The sequence below is a fragment of the Pantoea sp. SIMBA_079 genome (assembly GCF_046940275.1).
In the GTDB taxonomy this organism is placed as follows: Bacteria; Pseudomonadota; Gammaproteobacteria; order Enterobacterales; family Enterobacteriaceae; genus Pantoea; species Pantoea borealis.
Genome location: NZ_JAWRYR010000005.1, coordinates 1 through 18975 on the forward strand (window position 1 = coordinate 1; position 18975 = coordinate 18975).

General features: G+C 58.4%; 19 protein-coding genes and 1 riboswitch. Of the genes, 11 read left to right on the forward strand and 8 right to left on the reverse strand.

The features are described 5' to 3' along the window. Window positions 1-407: 407 nt before the first annotated feature. Entirely contained in the window at window positions 408-1310 is a 903-nt protein-coding gene (locus tag SB719_RS09085; RefSeq protein ID WP_065649806.1) for a gluconeogenesis factor YvcK family protein, read from the reverse strand. 193 nt (window positions 1311-1503) lie between these two features. Continuing rightward, window positions 1504-1638, forward strand: a riboswitch (molybdenum cofactor riboswitch). Between SB719_RS09085 and moaA the strand changes: the two genes are divergently transcribed. From moaA to SB719_RS09120, 7 genes are all read left to right on the forward strand, one after another. Continuing rightward, window positions 1628-2614 (forward strand): GTP 3',8-cyclase MoaA, encoded by a 987-nt coding sequence (gene moaA, locus SB719_RS09090; protein ID WP_065649805.1) that lies wholly within the window; start codon window positions 1628-1630, stop codon window positions 2612-2614. Its footprint overlaps the riboswitch before it by 11 nt. Before the next feature lie 17 nt (window positions 2615-2631). After that, entirely contained in the window at window positions 2632-3153 is a 522-nt protein-coding gene (gene moaB / locus SB719_RS09095; RefSeq protein ID WP_065649804.1) for a molybdenum cofactor biosynthesis protein B, read from the forward strand. Next, window positions 3150-3635 carry a cyclic pyranopterin monophosphate synthase MoaC gene (gene moaC, locus SB719_RS09100; protein WP_065649803.1) on the forward strand — a complete coding sequence of 162 codons (486 nt, stop codon included), beginning with the start codon at window positions 3150-3152 and terminating at the stop codon, window positions 3633-3635. Before moaB ends, moaC begins: the two co-directional genes overlap by 4 nt. Next, window positions 3628-3873: a molybdopterin synthase sulfur carrier subunit gene (moaD, locus tag SB719_RS09105; protein WP_065649802.1), complete on the forward strand. Its 246-nt coding sequence runs from the start codon at window positions 3628-3630 to the stop codon at window positions 3871-3873. The genes moaC and moaD overlap by 8 nt, the downstream gene beginning before the upstream one ends. A 2-nt stretch (window positions 3874-3875) precedes the next feature. Further along, entirely contained in the window at window positions 3876-4331 is a 456-nt protein-coding gene (gene moaE, locus SB719_RS09110) for a molybdopterin synthase catalytic subunit MoaE (protein ID WP_065649801.1), read from the forward strand. A gap of 73 nt (window positions 4332-4404) precedes the next feature. After that, on the forward strand, window positions 4405-5499 hold the full coding sequence (locus SB719_RS09115) for a DUF1615 domain-containing protein (protein WP_065649800.1): 1095 nt from the start codon (window positions 4405-4407) through the stop codon (window positions 5497-5499). Between the two features lie 56 nt (window positions 5500-5555). After that, entirely contained in the window at window positions 5556-6263 is a 708-nt protein-coding gene (locus SB719_RS09120) for a Bax inhibitor-1 family protein (protein ID WP_039383334.1), read from the forward strand. Window positions 6264-6329: 66 nt separating this feature from the next. Here SB719_RS09120 and SB719_RS09125 read toward each other — a convergent pair whose 3' ends face one another. From SB719_RS09125 to SB719_RS09135, 3 genes are read right to left on the reverse strand one after another with little or no spacing between them, the layout of a single operon-like run. Further along, window positions 6330-7295 carry a lysylphosphatidylglycerol synthase domain-containing protein gene (locus SB719_RS09125; protein WP_065649799.1) on the reverse strand — a complete coding sequence of 322 codons (966 nt, stop codon included), beginning with the start codon at window positions 7293-7295 and terminating at the stop codon, window positions 6330-6332. Next, on the reverse strand, window positions 7295-8539 hold the full coding sequence (gene clsB, locus SB719_RS09130) for a cardiolipin synthase ClsB (protein WP_292969762.1): 1245 nt from the start codon (window positions 8537-8539) through the stop codon (window positions 7295-7297). Before clsB ends, SB719_RS09125 begins: the two co-directional genes overlap by 1 nt. After that, window positions 8536-9297: an endonuclease/exonuclease/phosphatase family protein gene (locus SB719_RS09135; protein ID WP_065649797.1), complete on the reverse strand. Its 762-nt coding sequence runs from the start codon at window positions 9295-9297 to the stop codon at window positions 8536-8538. The genes clsB and SB719_RS09135 overlap by 4 nt, the downstream gene beginning before the upstream one ends. A gap of 176 nt (window positions 9298-9473) precedes the next feature. Between SB719_RS09135 and SB719_RS09140 the strand changes: the two genes are divergently transcribed. The 3 genes from SB719_RS09140 to dusC all read left to right on the forward strand — a co-directional run bounded on the left by SB719_RS09140 (window position 9474) and on the right by dusC (window position 12455). Continuing rightward, the gene (locus SB719_RS09140; RefSeq protein ID WP_039383339.1) at window positions 9474-9866 is read left to right on the forward strand and encodes a YbhQ family protein; all 393 of its coding nucleotides are present in this window, start codon (window positions 9474-9476) and stop codon (window positions 9864-9866) included. 254 nt (window positions 9867-10120) lie between these two features. Beyond that, window positions 10121-11500, forward strand: coding sequence for an ATP-dependent RNA helicase RhlE (gene rhlE, locus SB719_RS09145; RefSeq protein ID WP_412159155.1), 1380 nt, complete (start codon window positions 10121-10123; stop codon window positions 11498-11500). A gap of 4 nt (window positions 11501-11504) precedes the next feature. Then, entirely contained in the window at window positions 11505-12455 is a 951-nt protein-coding gene (gene dusC, locus SB719_RS09150; RefSeq protein ID WP_065649795.1) for a tRNA dihydrouridine(16) synthase DusC, read from the forward strand. A gap of 67 nt (window positions 12456-12522) precedes the next feature. On the opposite strand, the gene SB719_RS09155 is transcribed toward dusC, so the two are convergent. From SB719_RS09155 to SB719_RS09165, 3 genes are all read right to left on the reverse strand, one after another. Beyond that, window positions 12523-14118, reverse strand: coding sequence for an inorganic phosphate transporter (locus tag SB719_RS09155; RefSeq protein ID WP_292969766.1), 1596 nt, complete (start codon window positions 14116-14118; stop codon window positions 12523-12525). A 137-nt stretch (window positions 14119-14255) separates the two neighbouring features. Further along, complete coding sequence (locus SB719_RS09160) at window positions 14256-15371, reverse strand: L,D-transpeptidase family protein (RefSeq protein WP_065649793.1); 1116 nt, start codon at window positions 15369-15371, stop codon at window positions 14256-14258. Window positions 15372-15568: 197 nt separating this feature from the next. Further along, window positions 15569-17383, reverse strand: a complete 1815-nt coding sequence (locus tag SB719_RS09165) for a glycoside hydrolase family 15 protein (RefSeq protein WP_065649792.1) — start codon at window positions 17381-17383, stop codon at window positions 15569-15571. 117 nt (window positions 17384-17500) lie between these two features. Between SB719_RS09165 and SB719_RS09170 the strand changes: the two genes are divergently transcribed. Then, window positions 17501-18280 (forward strand): SDR family oxidoreductase, encoded by a 780-nt coding sequence (locus tag SB719_RS09170; RefSeq protein ID WP_075050748.1) that lies wholly within the window; start codon window positions 17501-17503, stop codon window positions 18278-18280. Here the strand turns inward: SB719_RS09170 and SB719_RS09175 are convergent. After that, window positions 18277-18852: a DedA family protein gene (locus SB719_RS09175; RefSeq protein WP_065650491.1), complete on the reverse strand. Its 576-nt coding sequence runs from the start codon at window positions 18850-18852 to the stop codon at window positions 18277-18279. The genes SB719_RS09170 and SB719_RS09175 overlap by 4 nt on opposite strands. Window positions 18853-18975 lie beyond the last annotated feature (123 nt).

An 18975-nucleotide genomic window follows, 5' to 3' on the forward strand; every position in this document is an offset into this window, starting at 1 on the left:
GGCAAGCCTGCGCAAATCTCCCGTAGGGGCCGCATTGATGCGGCCCTGGCGTATTCATACACCACCGGATTTTATACATGACCAGGGCGCCATGAATGGCGCCCCTACGTAAATTCCGCGGATTTTATACGTGACCAGGGCGCCATTAATGGCGCCCCTACGTAAATCTCCCGTAGGGGCCGCATTCATGCGGCCCTGGCGTATTCAGGTATCACCATATTTATATGTGACCAGGGCGCCATTAATGGCGCCCCTACGTAAATTCCGCGGGTTTTATACGTGATCAGGGCACCATGAATGGCGCCCCTGCGTAAATTCCGCGGATTTTATACGTGACCAGGGGCACCATGAATGGCGCCCCTGCATATGTCTTCTGTAGGGGCCGCATTTATGCGGCCCTGGCGCGCTTACAGCGCCTGAATGGCGTGCTCCAGCGCCAGACGCAGCAGCTGCCGATCGTGACGGTAACGGATATCCTCGGCCTCCAGCGGCTCCTGTACAATAACGCGCTGTGCCAGACCCTGCGTGTCGGCGGTCGGGCTGATGACCACGGCATCAATGACCCGTTTACCAATCGCCTGTTCCATAATGGCCAGCTTATCTGCCACGCTAAGGCGGGCTGCCGCCGGGCTGAGCTCGCGCCCAAGGTTGCCAATAAAGACCATGGTGGCAGGCGTACGACGTAGCGCGCGCGCCATCTCTTCCATCAGCAAAATCGGCATCAGGCTGGTGTAAAAACTGCCCGGACCAATCAGGATCAGATCGGCTTCTGCCACGGCGTCCAGCGCTTCGCGGGTGGGATTAACGGCCGGATGCAGCATCAGCGTCTGAGGGGCCTGGCGCATCTCATCTATCGCAGTTTCGCCATAAACCATATTGCCTTCTGCATCCTGTGCTACCAGATCCACCGGCTGCTCCGACATCGGGATAAGAAACGCATCAACCTTGAGCAGATTGCGGATAATGTTAATCGCTTCCAGCGGGCGCACGCTGAGATGGTCCAGCGCTTTCAGAATCAGGTTACCCAGATTATGCCCCGCCAGCTCGCCGTTACCGGCAAAGCGATATTCAAACATCGCGGAAGCCACGCTCGGTTCGGTAATCAGCTGATTAAGACAGTTGCGCATGTCTCCCCAGGCGATACCGCCTTCTGAACGGCGGATACGTCCGGTAGAGCCGCCATTATCCGTGGTGGTCACAATACCGGTGAGACGCGAACCCAGCGGTGCCAGCGCTGACATCACGCGGCCCAGGCCGTGCCCGCCGCCCAGTGCCACCACGCGATCTAAATCTGCCAGCGTTCGATTCATGCTGCTCCTTACCTGATTTACTGCGCTCAAAAAGCTGATTTCTGCTGCCGGAAGGCAGCGTCATGTGGCGCAGTTTAGCCTATTCTGCTGCGATAATGCCGTTAAAAATCGCTATATATCATATTATACAACGCACGCAGTGACTGGCTGACTGACGCAAAGCACGCTACCATCCAGAGACCGCGTTGTCCTCAATGACAACAAACTCTTAAGCCTTGCGCGCCTAAGTCAAATGATAGGGCCGCCTGGCCGCAGCGTAATGCTGCCAGGGTGCAGAAAGAAATGCCTGCATCTCCCGACTTTGGAAAGGTGTTAAGGTGCCACAATTTACAGATGCCTGGGCGCGTAGCTTCTATTATTTGCGCCTGTCGATCACGGATGTATGTAATTTCCGTTGTACTTACTGTCTGCCGGATGGCTATAAACCTGGCAGTACCCGCAACAAGAGCTTTCTTTCGCTGGATGAGATCCGCCGGGTAACCCGCGCCTTTACCGCCGCGGGAACGGAGAAAATTCGCCTTACCGGTGGCGAACCCTCAATGCGCCGCGACTTTACCGACATCATTGCTGCCGTGCGTGAAAACGCCGCGCTGCGACAGATCGCGGTGACCACCAACGGCTACCGGATGGCGCGTGACGTTCAGTCATGGCGCGATGCAGGGCTGACCCACATTAACGTTAGCGTGGACAGCCTGGATGCGCGGCAGTTTCATGCCATTACCGGGCAGAATAAATTTGCTGAAGTCATGGCCGGCATCGACGCCGCGTTTGACGCCGGATTTGAAAAAGTCAAAGTCAACAGCGTGCTGATGCGCGATGTCAACAGCCAGAGTCTGGATACGTTTCTGGCCTGGATCCGCACGCGTCCGATCCAGCTGCGCTTTATTGAGCTGATGGAGACCGGCGAAGGAGGCGATCTGTTCCGGCGTCACCATATCTCCGGTGAGGTGATCCGCGATCGGCTAATCATGCAGGGCTGGCAGCGCCAGCCGCGCGGCCGCAGCGACGGACCGGCGCAGGTATTTCGTCATCCTGACTATCAGGGTGAGGTGGGTCTGATTATGCCGTATGAAAAAGATTTCTGTGCCAGCTGCAACCGGCTGCGCGTCTCAGCCACCGGAAAACTGCACCTCTGCCTGTTTGGCGACGGCGGGGTAGAGCTGCGCGATCTGCTCGCTTCCGATGCACAGCAGGGCGAGCTGCAGGCGCGTATCGCCCACAGTCTTGGCCAGAAAAAGCAGACGCATTTTCTGCATCAGGGCCAGACCGGTATTACGCAAAATCTCTCTTTCATTGGTGGCTAAACACAGGAGTTACAGCCATGGCTAAACCAACCGGCGAATTTACCGCCCTGTCTGCCGCGGTGCTGACCATATCCGACAGCCGCGATGCGGCCAGCGACACTTCAGGTGATTATCTGCGCGAGGCGCTTGCTGACGCGGGGCACCAGGTGGTGGACCACGCTATTCTGCCTGACAATCGCTACCGCATCCGCGCCACGGTGTCGCGCTGGATCGCCAGCGACGATATTCAGGTGGTGATTGTGAACGGCGGTACCGGTTTTAACAGTAAAAACAGTACCCCGGAAGCGCTGCTGCCGCTGTTTGATCGTGAAATTGACGGCTTTGGCGAACTGTTCCGCATGTTCTCTTATGAAGATATCGGTAGCGCAACGCTGCAGTCGCGTGCCGTTGCCGGCCTCGCTAATCAGACCCTGATATTTGCTCTGCCTGGGTCCACCAGCGCCTGCCGCTGCGGCTGGGAACGCATCATCGCCGATCAGCTGGATGCGCGCACCCGGCCCTGTAATTTTGTCTCTCACCTGAAGAAAGTCACTGTATGAATCAGTTAACACATATTAACGCCGCTGGCGAAGCGCACATGGTCGATGTCTCCGGTAAAAACGAAACCGTGCGCGAAGCGCAGGCGGAGGCGCTGGTGCTGATGTCACCCGCCACGCTGCAGATGATCATGGAAGGCAGCCATCATAAAGGCGACGTCTTTGCCACTGCCCGCATCGCCGGCATTCAGGCCGCAAAGCGCACCTGGGAGCTGATACCGCTCTGTCATCCGCTGATGCTAAGTAAAGTGGAAGTGACGCTGGAAGCGGAACCGGCACAGAGCCGGGTGCGCGTCACTTCGCGCTGCCGCCTGAGCGGTAAAACCGGTGTGGAAATGGAGGCGCTGACGGCAGCCTCTGTAGCGGCGCTGACCATCTATGACATGTGCAAAGCGGTACAGAAAGATATCGTGATCGATCAGCTGCGCCTGCTGAGCAAAAGCGGCGGTAAATCAGGTGATTTTAAGGCGGCCAGCCATGATTAACGTCCTGTTCTTTGCCCAGGTGCGCGAGCTGACCGGCACCAGCGAGCTGACGCTGACGGAAACCTATCCCGACGTGGCGGCACTGCGTGATGCGCTGGCGCAGCGCGGCGATCGCTGGGCGCTGGCGCTGGAGTCGGGCAGGCTGCTGGCCGCGGTTAATCAGACGCTCGTCCCTATGACTCATCCGCTGCAGGCAGGGGATGAAGTGGCCTTTTTCCCGCCGGTCACCGGAGGTTAATCATGACAACCCGTATTCGTGTCGGACGCGAGCCGTTTGATACAGGAGCCGAGTACCGGCTGCTGGCCGCAGACGATCGGGATGGCGCTATCGTGACCTTCACCGGTAAAGTGCGCAATCACAACCTGGGCGCTGACGTGGCGGCACTGACGCTGGAGCACTATCCAGGCATGACGGAAAAAGCGCTGGCGGAAATTGCTGAAGCCGCCCGGCAGCGCTGGCCATTACAGCAGATCACGGTGATCCATCGCGTGGGCGAGCTTTTTCCCGGCGATGAGATTGTGCTGGTAGGCGTCAGTAGCGCACACCGCGGCAGCGCGTTTGCGGCGGCAGAGTTTATTATGGATTATCTTAAAACCCGCGCGCCGTTCTGGAAGCGCGAAGCCACCCCGGAGGGGGATCGCTGGGTGGATGCACGCGACAGTGACCATCAGGCAGCGGCGCGCTGGGACTCATAACGGACAGGGCGGGGGCTGACAGCCTCACGCCCGCAACGTGCCTGAGGCACGCTTTTTCTTATCAGGGAGCAGGATGAAACCAACCTTCTTACGCCGCGGCGCGCTTCTGCTGACCGCGCTGATCGTGGCCGGCTGCAGCAGTAAAAAAGAGCCGCAGGCGCCGGCGCGCCAGCCCGCGGATGTCAAAGCGCAGATCCAGCAGCTGCTGCCCGGTTACGTGACGCAAAAATCAGCCTGGGCTGATGACATTTATACCGCTTTTCGTGTCCAGCAGCTCGATCCCAGCGCCAGCAATCTGTGCGCGGTGATTGCCGTGGCCGGGCAGGAGTCCAATTTCAGCGCGGATGCTAACGTGCCCGGATTACCCAAAATTGCCTGGGGCGAGATTGACCGGCGGGCCGCAAAGCTGCACGTTCCGGCCTTTCTGGTGCGGACTGCGCTGCTGATTAAATCCTCAAACGGTGAGAGCTACGCCGCGCGGCTGGACAAGGTGCGCAGTGAAAAAGAGCTGAGCGCCATTTTTGATGATTTTATCGATATGGTGCCGATGGGGCAGACGCTGTTTGGCAAGCTGAATCCGGTACACACCGGCGGACCAATGCAGGTGAGCGTTGCCTTTGCCGAGGCGCATGCGCAGGGCTACCCGTATGCTATCGATGGCTCAATCCGGCGCGAGGTGTTCAGCCAGCGCGGAGGGATCTGGTTTGGCACGAAGCATCTGCTGGGCTACCCGGCGGACTATAGTCAGCCCCTCTATCGTTTCGCCGACTTTAACGCAGGCTGGTACGCCAGCCGCAACGCGGCGTTTCAGGCCGCGATTGCGCGCGCCAGCGGTATTCGTCTGGCACTGGATGGCGATCTGATCAATTACGGCAGCGAGCAGGCGGGCTCGACTGAGCTGGCGGTACGTACGCTGGGTAAACGCCTGGATATGAGCGACCGGGAAATTCGCCGCGATCTGGAAAAAGGGGACACGGCGGGCTTCAGCGACACAACGTTATGGAAACAGACCTTTATTCTGGCTGACAAAATGGCGGGCAAGCGGGTGCCGCGCGAAATGCTGCCGGGGATCAAACTGGAGAGCCCGAAAATCACCCGCAATCTGACCACCGCGTGGTTTGCTCAGCGGGTTAATAGCCGATATCAGCAGTGTATGACGCGCCGTTGAAGCGGCATGGTATACACTTCACACTGACCCTGTAATTTTTATTTGAGAGGTGCATCATGGATCGATATCCACGTAATGATTCGTTTGTGCAGCCAGCGTCAGCCGGGCTGCAGGCTTATATGGCTCAGGTCTATGGCTGGATGACCTGCGGCCTGCTGCTTACCGCGTTTGTCTCCTGGTTTGCCGCACGTACCCCCGCGGTGATGGAGCTGGTGTTTGCTAACCGCATCACCTTCTTTGGCCTGATCATCGCGCAGCTGGCGCTGGTCTTTGTGCTGTCAGGCCTGGTACAGCGCATGAGCGGGGCCGTGGCGACCGCGCTGTTTATGCTCTATTCGGCGCTGACCGGTCTGACCATGGCGAGTATTTTTCTCGTTTACACCTACTCGTCTATCGCCAGCACCTTTTTTGTTACCGCCGGAATGTTTGGGGCGATGAGCTTTTACGGCTACACCACTAAACGCGATCTGAGCCGTATCGGCAGTCTGCTGTTTATGGCGCTGATTGGCATTGTGCTGGCGTCGCTGGTGAACTTCTGGCTGAAGAGCCCGGCGCTGATGTGGGCCATTACCTATATTGGTGTGGTGGTGTTTGTAGGCCTGACCGCTTATGACACGCAGAAGCTGAAAGCGGTGGGCGAAAACATTGATGCCCGTGATAGCGAAAATTTGCGCCGCTACTCTATCATGGGCGCGCTGACGCTCTATCTCGACTTCATCAATCTGTTTCTGATGCTGCTGCGGATTTTCGGCAACCGTCGTTAACACGCCGCGTTTAATGTGACCGGGGGCGCAGCGATGCGCCCCCGTTTTTCATCCCGTCAGCTGCAGTTACTGCTCTGCCATTTTCTGCTGATTTTTATGTCGCAGATGCTTCGCCCGGCTCTCCAGCCAGAGATACAGCACCAGCGCCAGCAGCAGCGGCAGAATAAAGTAGAGGACGCGGTAGGCAAGCAGCGCGGCGATAATTTCACCATGTGAAGCGTGCTGTCCGCTCAGCAGGGCCAGAAACACCGCTTCCAGCACGCCGATACCCGCCGGAATATGAATAATCACCCCGGCAATACTGCTGATCAGCAGCACGCCCAGCACGATGGGATAATCCACTTCGCGCATCAGCAGCAGCCAGATAATGGTGCCCATCACCATCCAGTTTGCGCAGGAGACGGCAAACTGAAACAGCGCCATACGCAGTGAAGGCAGCTGCAGCCGCTGGCCCTTCACCGTCCACTGCCGCTTTTTCGCAAAGGCGCAGGCCCAGAGGTAGACCGCTGTCAGCAGCAGCAGTGCACCACCGATGATACGCAGCGTGCCTTCACCAATAAACCAGCGCGGCGGAATCGGCACCATGCCGGAGACAAACACCACGCCGCCCAGCAAAATATAGCCAAGCCAGTTAGTGGCAATGCTCAGTGAAAAAATACGGGTAATGGTGCTGCCTGAAAGGCCCAGGCGTGAATAAAGGCGGTAGCGCATGGCGACGCCGCCCACCCAGGTACTGAGCGTCAGGTTAAAGGCGTAGCAGATAAACGACACCAGCATCACCTGCCGCTTCGATAGCTTATGGCCGCAGTAGACGCGGCCGATCAGATCGTACAGGCCATAGGTAATATAACTGACCACCACCAGCCCGGCCGCGCCCAGCACCACATAGCGGTTGTAGCCGGTAATGACTTTATAGACATCCTCCCAGTTGACTTTACGCGCATAAATCACCAGCAAAACGATCACGGCGATAAAAAAGAGCCACGTCAGGATCTTTTTCGCCAGCCGCCACTTCGGGTTCTTTTTGCTCATCAGGATTTTGCTCCTTCGTTATTGGCTTCCACCCGATCCTGCGTCTCCATCTCTGGCTGGACCGGGGGAGAGACCTGGGACAGCTGAGGCGTATGTGCAGGCAGCCAGCCCGCAATGGCCGGGAAGTGGCGCAGAAAGTGGAAGACAATGACGCCCTTGGTTAACTGCCACCAGTTACGCGGCGGCAGTTTGTCATCCTGAACGCGCACGCAGTCATGCTGGATCAGGCCTTCCAGATTATCGCGCAGCGTCTGGTTAAATGTGCGATCGTAAATAATCAGGTTGGCTTCAAGATTCAGCGACAGGCTGAGCGGATCGAGGTTACTGGAGCCCACCGTGGTCCAGTGCTGATCCTGCACCGCGACCTTGCCATGCAGCGGACGGCGGCAATACTCATACACCTCCACACCGCCATCCACCAGATAGTTATAGAGCAGCTCGGCCCCTACTTTTACGATCGGCATATCGGGCTCACCCTGTACTATCAGCCGCACGCGCACCCCACGTCGGGCAGCGTTACGCATCTCGCGCAGCAGACGATAACCAGGGAAAAAATAGGCGTTGGCGATGATCACATCGCGTTTGGCTTTACGCAGCATATCCAGATAGTGCTGCTCAATGTCGTCACGATGTTCATTATTATCACGATAAACAAACAGCACCTGCGCGCTGCCGGGCTGGGCATTAACGGCCACGTGCTTTGACGGTTTCCCCCACCAGCGGCGGGTGATCTGATCGCTGCCCATCGCCATCTGGACAAAGCGGGCGATATCGATCACCACCGGTCCTTTTACTTCAACGGCATAATCCTGCTTCGCTTCCGGACCGTAATCGGTGTTGTGCTCTGCCGAGAAATTAATGCCGCCAACAAAGGCAATTTGCTCATCGATCACCACGATCTTACGGTGCAGACGGCGAAAGAGATTGGTACGCATCCCCATGACCAGCGGGCGCGGATCGTAGTAGATAAACCGAACGCCCGCCTCCGTCAGCGTATTAACAAAATCATCGGAGAGATCGGGAGAGCCGTAGCCATCTACCATGACTTCGACTTTTACGCCGCGCTGCGCCGCCGCCAGCAGGTCACGGTGCAGCGCCTTGCCGACGTTATCTTCAAAAAGAATGAAGGTTTCAAGCAGCAGCGTGCGCTCGGCGCGCTGGATGGCACCCGATACGCGCGGAAAAAACGCTTCGCCGTTCTCCAGCAGGCGCAGCTGGTTGCCGTCACGCCAGTTGAAATTCATAGGAATATCTCCACCGCCAGCGGCGCATGATCGGACAGATGAGACCAGGGTTTGACCGGCAGCGCCCAGGGCTGGCTGACGGATGCATTACGAATATAGATACGATCGAGGCGCAATAGCGGAAAGCGTGCAGGGAAGGTGCGTGCCGGACGGCCATTTTTCAGGCTGAACACCTCTTTCAGCCCGGCACCGCGCTGCAGGAAACGGTTAGCGCGCACCTGCCAGTCGTTGAAATCACCGGCTACCACCAGCGGGGCATCTGCCGGGAGCGCGTTGATCACGTCACACATCATTTTCATCTGCATCAGCCGGTGCTTCTCTTTCAGGCCGAGATGGACACAAATCACATGCAGCGGCTGCGCCCGGTCAGGCAGCGTAATCTGACAGTGCAACATGCCGCGCTTTTCGCTGCCAGCAACAGATATGTCGCGATTTTGATATTCAGCAATAGGAAAGCGTGACAATATCGCGTTGCCGTGATGGCCTTCAGGATAAACCGCGTTGCGGCCATAGGCGAAGTCGCGCCACATCGTGTCAGCCAGATACTCATAATGTGAGTTTTCAGGCCACGCTTCTATCTGTGCGGCATGAATAGCGTGGGTACCCATCACCTCCTGTAAAAAGACGATATCCGCTGATGTGGCGCGTACGGCGTCGCGTAATTCGGGCAGGATAAAGCGACGATTAAACGTGGTAAAACCTTTATGGGTATTGATCGTCAGGACTTTAAATGAAAATCCTTGCGTGTTTTGTGGCATACTGCGACGCGCTCCTTTTCATCATGAATAGAACAAAGTGTAGTCTTTGTCACAAACGGGTGGTGCCAGGGCGAGAAAATTAAGGTGTTATCTGAAATTTGTTTTACATTGAGGAAATCCGTCTGGCTCCGGTCAGATACACTTGGGCGACCTGTTGGGTCTGCCAGGAGAAAAGTATGAAATGGTCTAATCGTGTTCAGATTGTTACCGGTCAAACCTGTCTGCACATCGCCACGCATCTGCTGGTGATTGCCGCACTGGTCTGGGGCTGGAAACACAAGGCACTGGTTGAAGTGAGCAGTACCCTGGTGGCAGCTTATGCAGTGGTGTTTATCTCCATGCTGGCCCTGCAGCGTAGTGCCCGTTTACGCCGTATGGGTGACACTCTGGAAGAGGTCACCACAACTTACTATTTTGGCGCAGCGATGCTGACGCTGTTCCTGATCTCACGCTTTTTCCATAACAACCTGCTGATTGGTTGCCTGGGCGTCGTGATGCTGGTGGGCCCGGCGCTGGTTTCTTTGCTGGCCAGAGAACCCGCCCCCCGCGTGGAGAAAAAGCGTAGCTGACCGCTGCGCATCCCGCCAGTCAGGGAGCCTTAAAGGCTCCCTTTTTATTGCCTGCTGCACCTCACGTCACGCAGCAGCAACCGGCGACGTGCCTGTTTTGCAGGTCGCAGTGCGCAGTGAAAGCTGGTACACTCGCCTCCTTACGCATGGTAGTTTGTGCCCTTTTCACACGCAGGCCCCCGGGGCTGCGTCATATCCCCCCTGAAAACTACATCGCGCAGCGCGATCAGGGCGGTTCGGAGTAATACACCTGCATGTCCTTTGACTCTCTCGGCTTGAATGCCGATATTTTGCGTGCGGTAGCAGAACAGGGCTATCGCGAACCGACGCCAATTCAGCGTCAGGCAATTCCCGTAGTGCTGGCTGGCCGTGACCTGCTGGCGAGCGCCCAGACCGGTACCGGTAAAACCGCCGGTTTTACGCTGCCTCTGCTGCAGCGTCTCTCTGAAAATCCTGCCGCGCCACGCGGCCGCCGCCCGGTGCGCGCGCTGATCCTGACGCCAACGCGTGAGCTGGCCGCACAGGTCGGTGAGAACGTGCGCGAATACAGCCAGTACCTGAACATGCGTTCACTGGTCGTGTTTGGTGGCGTCAGCATTAATCCGCAGATGATGAAACTGCGCGGCGGCGTTGACGTGCTGGTGGCAACGCCAGGTCGTCTGCTGGATCTGGCGCATCAGAATGCGGTTGATCTCTCGCAGGTCGAAATCCTGGTGCTGGATGAAGCCGATCGCATGCTCGATATGGGCTTTATTCATGACATCCGTCGCGTCCTGGCGAAGCTGCCGGCGAAGCGTCAGAACCTGCTGTTCTCAGCAACGTTCTCCGACGAAATCAAGACGCTGGCAGAAAAACTGCTGACGAACCCGGAGCAGGTAGAAGTGGCCCGCCGCAACACCGCGTCAGAGCAGGTGTCGCAGCAGGTGCACTTTGTTGATAAGAAGCGTAAGCGGGAACTGCTGTCGCTGATGATTGGCCGTGACAACTGGCAGCAGGTACTGGTGTTTACCCGTACCAAGCACGGTGCCAACCACCTGGCTGAGCAGCTGAACAAAGATGGCATCACCGCAGCGGCTATCCACGGTAACAAGAGTCAGGGCGCCCGTACCCGCGCGCTGGCTGATTTTAAATCGGGCAGCATTCGTGTTCTGGTCGCGACTGATATCGCCGCACGCGGTCTCGATATTGAAGAGCTGCCGCACGTGGTGAACTATGAGCTGCCAAACGTGGCGGAAGATTACGTGCACCGTATCGGCCGTACCGGACGCGCCGCGGCAACCGGTGCCGCGCTGTCGCTGGTCTGTGTTGATGAACACAAGCTGCTGCGTGATATCGAGCGGCTGCTGAAGCGTGAGATCCCGCGCATTGCGCTGCCGGGCTTTGAGCCCGATCCGAGCATTAAAGCGGAGCCGATCCAGAATGGTCGTCAGCAGCAGCCGCGCGGTCGTGGTCAGGGGCAGGGCGGCAACGCCGGTCGCGCCGGCGGCGGTCAGCGTCAGGGTAATGGCGCTGCGCGCCCGCAGAGTGAGTCGCGTGCGCCGCGTCGTCAGGGCGGCAACGGCCCGGCGGCAGGTAACGCAGGCAAACCGGCACGTTCACGTCGTCCGGCTGCCAAAGGCAACGGGAACGCATAACGCAATGCGGGTGTTACTGGCTCCGATGGAGGGCGTACTGGATTCACTGGTGCGTGAACTGCTCTCCGGCGTCAATGATTACGATCTCTGTGTGACCGAGTTTCTGCGCGTGGTCGATCAGCTGCTGCCGGTAAAGTCGTTCTATCGCCTCTGTCCGGAGCTGCACCATCAGAGCCGCACGCCATCCGGTACGCGGGTGCGGCTGCAGCTGCTGGGACAGCACCCGGCCTGGCTGGCAGAAAATGCCGCCCGCGCAGCCGAACTCGGCTCATGGGGGGTCGATCTTAACTGCGGCTGTCCGTCAAAGCTGGTTAACGGCAGCGGCGGCGGCGCTACGCTGCTGAAAGATCCGGAGCTTATCTATCGCGCCGCGCAGGCGATGCGTGCTGCCGTGCCGGATCACCTGCCGGTCACGGTTAAAGTGCGGCTCGGCTGGGATGCCAGCGATCGCCGCTTTGAAATTGCCGATGCGGTACAGCAGGCGGGGGCCAGCGAGCTGGTGGTGCATGGGCGCACCAAAGAGGATGGCTATCGGGCTGAATGCATTAACTGGCAGGCGATTGGCGAAATTCGTCAGCGGCTGTCGATCCCGGTCATCGCCAACGGTGAGATCTGGAGCTGGGAAGATGCACAGGCCTGTATGCGCATCACCGGCTGCGATGCGGTGATGCTTGGCCGCGGTGCGCTGAATGTGCCTAACCTCGGACGCGTGGTGAAGCATAACGAGGCGCCGATGGGCTGGCCGGATGTGGTGGCGCTGCTGCTGAAGTATACCCGGCTGGAGAAGCAGGGAGACACCGGCAATTATCATGTTGCGCGCATCAAACAGTGGCTGGGCTATCTGCGTAAAGCCTACCCTGAAGCAGCCGATCTCTTCAGTGAGGTACGGACGCTGCGGGTATCTGCCGATATTGCCGCAGCGATTGAGCGCTATGCGGAGCGTCTGGAACGCTAAGCGTTATGCGCTTCCCCGCTATAAAAAGCCAGCCTCCGTGCTGGCTTTTTTTTTGCCTTACCGTCGCTCATATCTGTGCGAACAGCGCATAGAGCACGCCCGCCAGCAGCACAGAGACCGGCAGCGTCAGGATCCAGGCCATCGCCAGATTACGCAGCGTGGCAAGCTGCAGGCCGGAACGGTTTGCGGCCATGGTTCCCGCCACGCCGGATGAGAGCACATGCGTGGTGGAGACCGGCAGGCCAAACGCGTCCGCCGCGCCGATTGTCGCCATCGCCACCAGTTCGGCGCTGGCCCCCTGCGCATAGCTGAGATGCGATTTGCCGATGCGCTCGCCCACCGTAATGACGATACGTCGCCAGCCCACCAGCGTGCCGAGGCCCAGCGCCAGCGCCACCGCGACCTTTACCCAGAGCGGAATAAAGCGCGTGGCGCTATCCAGCTCGCGCTTAGCGGCGCTGAGATTGCGTGCGGTCTCTTCGGGCAGCGTCACGCGGCTGCTCTGCAGGTGCCGGATACTTTCTGACGCCAGGTACATGTCATTACGGGTGTTGGTCACCGCCTGTGCCGGAATATTATTCACTGAACCGTAGCGCCTGATCTGTTCGCTGATATCACCCAGCAGCAGGCCCAGCGCCGGCAACACCTGAGGACGGTACTGACGGCTGCGGACAAATTCCGTCAGCACCGCGCGCGGAGCCGGCATGGCATCCGGTGCCGGCTGCAGCGTCAGCAGCTGCTGCTCCGTGATCTGCGTCAGTGCCGCGACGCGCGGAATCTGCTCCGGCGGCAATGACCGGTTCAGGGCGTAAGCAATCGGCATCGTGCCCACCAGAATCAGCATGATCAGTCCCATGCCTTTCTGGCCATCATTGGAGCCGTGCGCGAAAGAGACGCCGGTGCAGGTCAGGATCAGCAGCCCGCGGATCCAGACCGGCGGTGGCCGGGGGCTGTCGGGCGCCTGATAGAGCTGGCGATGACGCACCAGCGCTTTCAGCACCAGCAGCAGCAGAGCCGCGCAGACAAATCCCACGATCGGCGAGAGCAGCAGGGCGTAGCCCACTTTCAGCGCCTGATCCCAGTCAACGCCGCTGGTGCCGCTGCGGCCATGCAGCAGCGCATTCGCCACCCCGACGCCGATGATAGAGCCAATCAGCGTATGGGAAGAGGAGCTGGGCAGACCAAAATACCAGGTTCCCAGGTTCCAGATAATGGCAGAGAAGAGCAGCGCATAGACCATGGCAAAGCCGTGTCCGCTGCCCGCCTGCAGAATAAGCTCGACCGGCAGCAGCGAAATAATGCCAAAGGCCACCACGCCGCTGGAGAGCAGCACGCCGAGAAAATTACAGATACCGGACCAGACCACCGCCACGCCGGGCGTCAGAGAATGGGTATAGATCACCGTCGCCACGGCGTTGGCGGTGTCGTGGAAACCGTTGACAAATTCAAAGCCCAGCGCAATCAGCAACGCCAGCGCCAGCAGAAAAAAGGGCGTATAGGTGGTGACCACCGCGCCGGTTTCTGCCACATCGTTAAACAGGTTAACAGCGGTAAAAATCAGCCCTGCAGCCAGCAGCAGCAGAAACAGCAGGCGGGAGAGCGGACCGCTGCCGCGCTGCAGGTCGGGACGTCCGCGCGCCGCCGGTAAACTGGTTTCAGCCATGACACACCCCATTGATGACCGGATGCACCCACCGCATCCGCTACTGGCAGTGTGATACGCCTGCAGTGTGACAGAATGATGATGGCAATAAAAAAGCCAGCCCGGAGGCTGGCTTTTCTGACAGCATCAGAATGTCATCAGAGGCTGTTGCTGGTCGCGGGCTGCGCCTGATCGACCGGTGCCGGCTGCTGTTCTGCCTGCGGTTGTGCAGCAGGCTGATCGGCTGGCGGTGCGACGGCCGTTGCGCCCTGTGGCGTCATCGGTTCCTCTTTTGGCATTGCATCAGCCGATTCCTGAACGGCAATTGCTGCCGGCTGCGCATCATCGGCCTGACCGTTGATTTTGGTCGGCATACCGCTGCGTGCCTGGATGGCGTTGTTGACTGCATCCTGACGCGTGCTGGCATCAGCAACCACTTTTGTCACGGCTGACGTCAGATTGATCGGTACCAGCTCACGCGAGTTGAACTGCTCTTCCGTGGTGGAGAGCGGGTTATGCACCTCAATCCAGCGTGAACCATCCGGCTCAACGGTCGCTTTAACCGGCTGATCGATAAACTGCACGCGGGTGCCGACCGGCACGTTGTCAAACAGCCATTTGATATCGTCGGCACGCAGGCGGACGCAACCGTGGCTGACGCGCAAGCCGATACCGAAGTTGGCGTTAGTCCCGTGAATCGCATACAGGCGGCCGATATAGAGCGCGTGCAGACCCATCGGGTTATCCGGGCCGGCCGGGAAGACGGCCGGAATGCTCTCGCCGCGTGCTGCATATTCAGCGTGCATCGCTTTGGTTGGCGTCCAGGTCGGGCCCGCTTTTTTACGCTCTACTTTGGTGGTCCAGTTAACCGGGGTATCTTTCCCCAGCTCACCGATACCGATAGGCAGCACGACAACGGTCTTAGTGCCTTTCGGGTAGTAGTAGAGACGCATCTCGGCGCTGTTGATCACGATGCCTTCACGCGGCGCGTCAGGCAGGATCAGCTGCTGTGGGATCACCATTTTGCTGCCCGCTTTAGGCAGGTAAACGTCAACGCCGGGGTTCGCTTCCAGCATGTTGCTGAGGCCCATCTGATACTGAGCAGCAAAAGCTTCCAGCGGAAGTTTACTCTCTTCCGGCACGGTGATTTCAATGTTTTCGCCAATTAGGCGGCTATTCGCTGCAGGGAGCGGATAGACGACAGCAAAGGCTGACTGGCTGAAAGCGGCCAGGGCAAGAGCTAGTGAAGCGAACGCGCGAATGCTTTTTTTCATGTTTTTACAAGTCGTTATGGCCGTGTTTCAGGCTTGTCAGAGTATCGAATCCATCGTGGTCAGTGTGACCCGCTGCGCATTATATGTGCATTGCCGCGGCGATGGGAATGATGATTTTTACTGCCTGAAGATACTTTACGCAAAAAGTCCTTCTTCACAGATAAATCTGTTGGCGCAATGCCCCAAATTGTGAATAGTCAGGGCTGCCAGAGCGTGACTTCACCGCTGAGTTTACGGTTAAGAAAAAAGGCGGCACTGATCAGCGCCAGGTGGCTGAGCGCCTGCGGAACGTTACCCAGGGCATAGCCGCGTTCAGTAAACTCTTCGGCATACAGACCCAGCGGGTTGGCATAGCTCAGCAGCTTCTCAAACTCAAAATGTGCCTCCTGCACCCGGCCGGCACGCGCCAGGCACTCCACATACCAGAAAGAGCAGGCGACAAAAGCGCCTTCACCGCCTGCCAGTCCGTCAGCCGGGGTTTCGCTGATATTATAGCGCCGTACCAGGCCATCACTCACCAGGTTAGCCTTAATCGCATCCAGCGTGGCCAGCCAGTCAGGATCGGTGGAGCTGACAAAGCGTACCAGCGGCATCAGCAGCATGGACGCATCCAGAGCGGTGCCGCCGCGCGTCGCGGTAAAATGGCCCAGTTCGGCATTCCAGAAGTTCTGCCAGATATCGTCGCGGATCTCACTGCGCACCCGATCCCAGCGATCGTAAGGCATCGGCAGTGAACGTTTCATACCCAGACGCAGCGCGCGATCCAGCGCTACCCAGCACATCAGGCGCGAATGAAGAAAATGCTCCGGCTGACCGCGCATCTCCCAGATGCCGGCGTCAGGCTGGTTCCAGTTGTCACAGACGTAATCAATCATGCTGGAGACGTGCAGCCAGCCACGGTGGGAGATGGCGTCGCCATATTTGTTGGCCAGATAGATAGCGTCCATCAGTTCGCCATAAATATCGAGCTGCGTCTGTCGCCACGCGTCGTTACCAATACGCACCGGCTGTGAATCAGCGTAACCAGAAAGATTCAGCAGTTCGCTTTCATGCAGTTCAGTGCCGCTGTCCAGACGATACATCACCTGCAGATGCGGCGTGTCATCATGGCTGTGTTCAACACAGCGGCCGACCCAGCGGGTAAAATCGTGCGCTTCTTCCACGTAGCCGAGACGCATCAGCGCATACATGCTGAACGAGGCGTCGCGGATCCAGGAGGCGCGGTAGTCCCAGTTGCGTTCACCGCCCAGCTCCTCCGGCAGACCAAAGGTGGCGGCGGCAGCGATGGAGCCATGCTCGTGCGACGTAAGCAGCTTCAGCGTCAGCGCTGAGCGCGTCACCATTTCACGCCAGCGCCCCTGATAGGAGCTGTGATTACTCCAGCGCAGCCAGTAATCAAGCGTGTCCTGAAAGCAGCGCGCCGTTGAGATCGTTTCAACGTGCGGGTCATCATCGTTGCCAAAAACAAACTCCGCGTGTTCGCCACTCTGCAGCGTGAATTCCGCTACCGCCGCCTGATTTTCGCAGCGCAGCGGCAGCGTGGCGCTCAGGCGTAGCGCAGGTTGTCCCTCCGCCAGAAAGGCCACGCCGCCCTCACGCATTTCCGCACGCGTTTCTGCCCGGGCGTAATCGTGACGCGGTGCGCAGACCAGCTGAAAAGTGGCGGTACCGCGCACCACTTTTACGCGGCGTACCAGGCGCGGGACTTTGCTGCTCTCATCGCAGATCGGCATATAGTCGGTGATTTCCGCGACCCCCTCATCGGCCAGCCAGCGGGTCTGCAGAATATTGGTATCAGGCAGGTAAAGCTGCTGGCGACGCGCCTGCGGCCAGTCAGGGGCAAGGGTAAAACGGCCCGCTTCTTCGCTGTCGAGCAGCGCTGCAAAGACAGAAGGGCTGTCCAGTTCTGGCCAGCAGAGATAGTCGATAGTGCCATCGTTAGCGATCAGGGCGCAGGTGCGCAAATCGCCGATTACACCGTGGTCATCAATTCTGCGTTTAATTTTGCTCATCCCGCCTCCGATAGCTTATCTGACTGTTAACTATAGACGAAACGGTTTGCAGGGCAGCGTCGTGGCACGGATGGATAACTTCTATACTAAAACATCCCTGACTGTAAGGAGCGCGTGATGATGACAGGCAAACAGAGAGTCGCGGTAGTAACCGGATCGGATTCAGGCATTGGCCGCAGCTGTGCCGTGATGCTGGCAGAAGCGGGGTATACCCTGGGCATTACCTGGCACACCGATGAGGAGGGCGCGCAGGAGACTGCGCGTCTGGTGGAGAGCAAGGGACAGCAGGCGCAGGTGCGTCAGCTTGATCTCTCCGATCCGCAGGCGGGCGGCAAACAGCTGGCACAGCTGATTAACTCGCTGGGGCGCATTGATGTGCTGGTCAACAATGCCGGGGTGGTATCGCAGGCTGATTTTCTCGACATGGATTTTAGTGAGTGGCGTAAGGTATTTGATGTTGACGTCGACGGCGCGTTTGTCTGTGGACAGATCGCTGCCCATCATATGGTTGACCAGGGCGACGGCGGGCGAATCATCAATATCACCTCCGTGCATGAGCATACGCCGCTGCCCGGCGCGGTGGCGTATACCGCCGCGAAACATGCGCTGGGCGGGCTGACTAAATCGATGGCGCTGAGTCTGCTGCCGCACCATATCCTGGTTAATGCCGTGGCACCCGGCGCGATAGCCACGCCGATGAACGATATGGAAAACAGCGATGCGCGTCGTCGCCATATGCCGGAGATCCCGATAGGCCGGCCTGGCGACACGCGTGAAATTGCCAGTCTGGTGGCATGGCTCTGCTCTGAATGGGCCACCTATACTACCGGCCAGTCGTTTGTGGTAGACGGCGGATTCACCCTGGCAAATCCGCAGTTCAAAGGCTACCACAGCTAACCGGCGCGGCGGTGGTTCCAGCGGCGGATCAGGTAGCGTAATACGATACCGGTGACGATAGCCGCCGCCAGCCAGACCAGATGTTTGAGGTGCTGATCAAGCTTATGCAGCCAGGGCGCAATGATTTCGCCGGCAAAATAGCCCAGCGTGACAAATATCAGCGCCCAGAGCGCAGCACCGATCACATTGAGCACAAAAAAACGCAGCGGCTTCAGGCGGCTGGTGCCGATGATAATCGGCCCAATCAGGCGAAAGCCATACATAAAACGTACGCCGATAACAAACAGGCTGGGATGCTTCTGGATCAGGCGCTTAGCTTTGCCAATCGTCGCCTGATGTTTACTGAAGCGGCGCAAAATGCGTGTACCGTAGCGGCGGCCGAGCCAGAACAGCAGCTGGTCGCCAATGATCCCGCCTGCCATCGCCGCCAGCACCACGCCGCCGTAGTGCAGCAGCCCCTCATGGGCTGCCACGCCGCCCAGCAGCGTAAAGGTTTCCCCTTCGGCAATACAGCCAATCATCAGGGCCAGATAGCCATACTGGGTGATTAATCCATTGATATCGAGATGCAATTTTTTCTCCCTGCACAGAACAAACACCTGAGCAGTGTAGCTGCAGACGGCTTTTTTTGTGCTGCGGGCCGCAAAAACAGGCGGGCTGGTTATACTTGAAGAGACGCTGCCTGTCGGAGTCTG

Excerpts from the sequence above, each read along its gene's own strand:
- SB719_RS09085 (WP_065649806.1), bottom strand. The coding sequence starts at position 1,310 with ATGAATCGAACGCTGGCAGATTTAGATCGCGTGGTGGCACTGGGCGGC.
- moaB (WP_065649804.1), top strand. The coding sequence starts at position 2,632 with ATGGCTAAACCAACCGGCGAATTTACCGCCCTGTCTGCCGCGGTGCTG.
- moaC (WP_065649803.1), top strand. The coding sequence starts at position 3,150 with ATGAATCAGTTAACACATATTAACGCCGCTGGCGAAGCGCACATGGTC.
- moaD (WP_065649802.1), top strand. The coding sequence starts at position 3,628 with ATGATTAACGTCCTGTTCTTTGCCCAGGTGCGCGAGCTGACCGGCACC.
- moaE (WP_065649801.1), top strand. The coding sequence starts at position 3,876 with ATGACAACCCGTATTCGTGTCGGACGCGAGCCGTTTGATACAGGAGCC.
- SB719_RS09115 (WP_065649800.1), top strand. The coding sequence starts at position 4,405 with ATGAAACCAACCTTCTTACGCCGCGGCGCGCTTCTGCTGACCGCGCTG.
- SB719_RS09120 (WP_039383334.1), top strand. The coding sequence starts at position 5,556 with ATGGATCGATATCCACGTAATGATTCGTTTGTGCAGCCAGCGTCAGCC.
- SB719_RS09125 (WP_065649799.1), bottom strand. The coding sequence starts at position 7,295 with ATGAGCAAAAAGAACCCGAAGTGGCGGCTGGCGAAAAAGATCCTGACG.
- clsB (WP_292969762.1), bottom strand. The coding sequence starts at position 8,539 with ATGAATTTCAACTGGCGTGACGGCAACCAGCTGCGCCTGCTGGAGAAC.
- SB719_RS09135 (WP_065649797.1), bottom strand. The coding sequence starts at position 9,297 with ATGCCACAAAACACGCAAGGATTTTCATTTAAAGTCCTGACGATCAAT.
- SB719_RS09140 (WP_039383339.1), top strand. The coding sequence starts at position 9,474 with ATGAAATGGTCTAATCGTGTTCAGATTGTTACCGGTCAAACCTGTCTG.
- rhlE (WP_412159155.1), top strand. The coding sequence starts at position 10,121 with ATGTCCTTTGACTCTCTCGGCTTGAATGCCGATATTTTGCGTGCGGTA.
- dusC (WP_065649795.1), top strand. The coding sequence starts at position 11,505 with ATGCGGGTGTTACTGGCTCCGATGGAGGGCGTACTGGATTCACTGGTG.
- SB719_RS09155 (WP_292969766.1), bottom strand. The coding sequence starts at position 14,118 with ATGGCTGAAACCAGTTTACCGGCGGCGCGCGGACGTCCCGACCTGCAG.
- SB719_RS09160 (WP_065649793.1), bottom strand. The coding sequence starts at position 15,371 with ATGAAAAAAAGCATTCGCGCGTTCGCTTCACTAGCTCTTGCCCTGGCC.
- SB719_RS09165 (WP_065649792.1), bottom strand. The coding sequence starts at position 17,383 with ATGAGCAAAATTAAACGCAGAATTGATGACCACGGTGTAATCGGCGAT.
- SB719_RS09170 (WP_075050748.1), top strand. The coding sequence starts at position 17,501 with ATGATGACAGGCAAACAGAGAGTCGCGGTAGTAACCGGATCGGATTCA.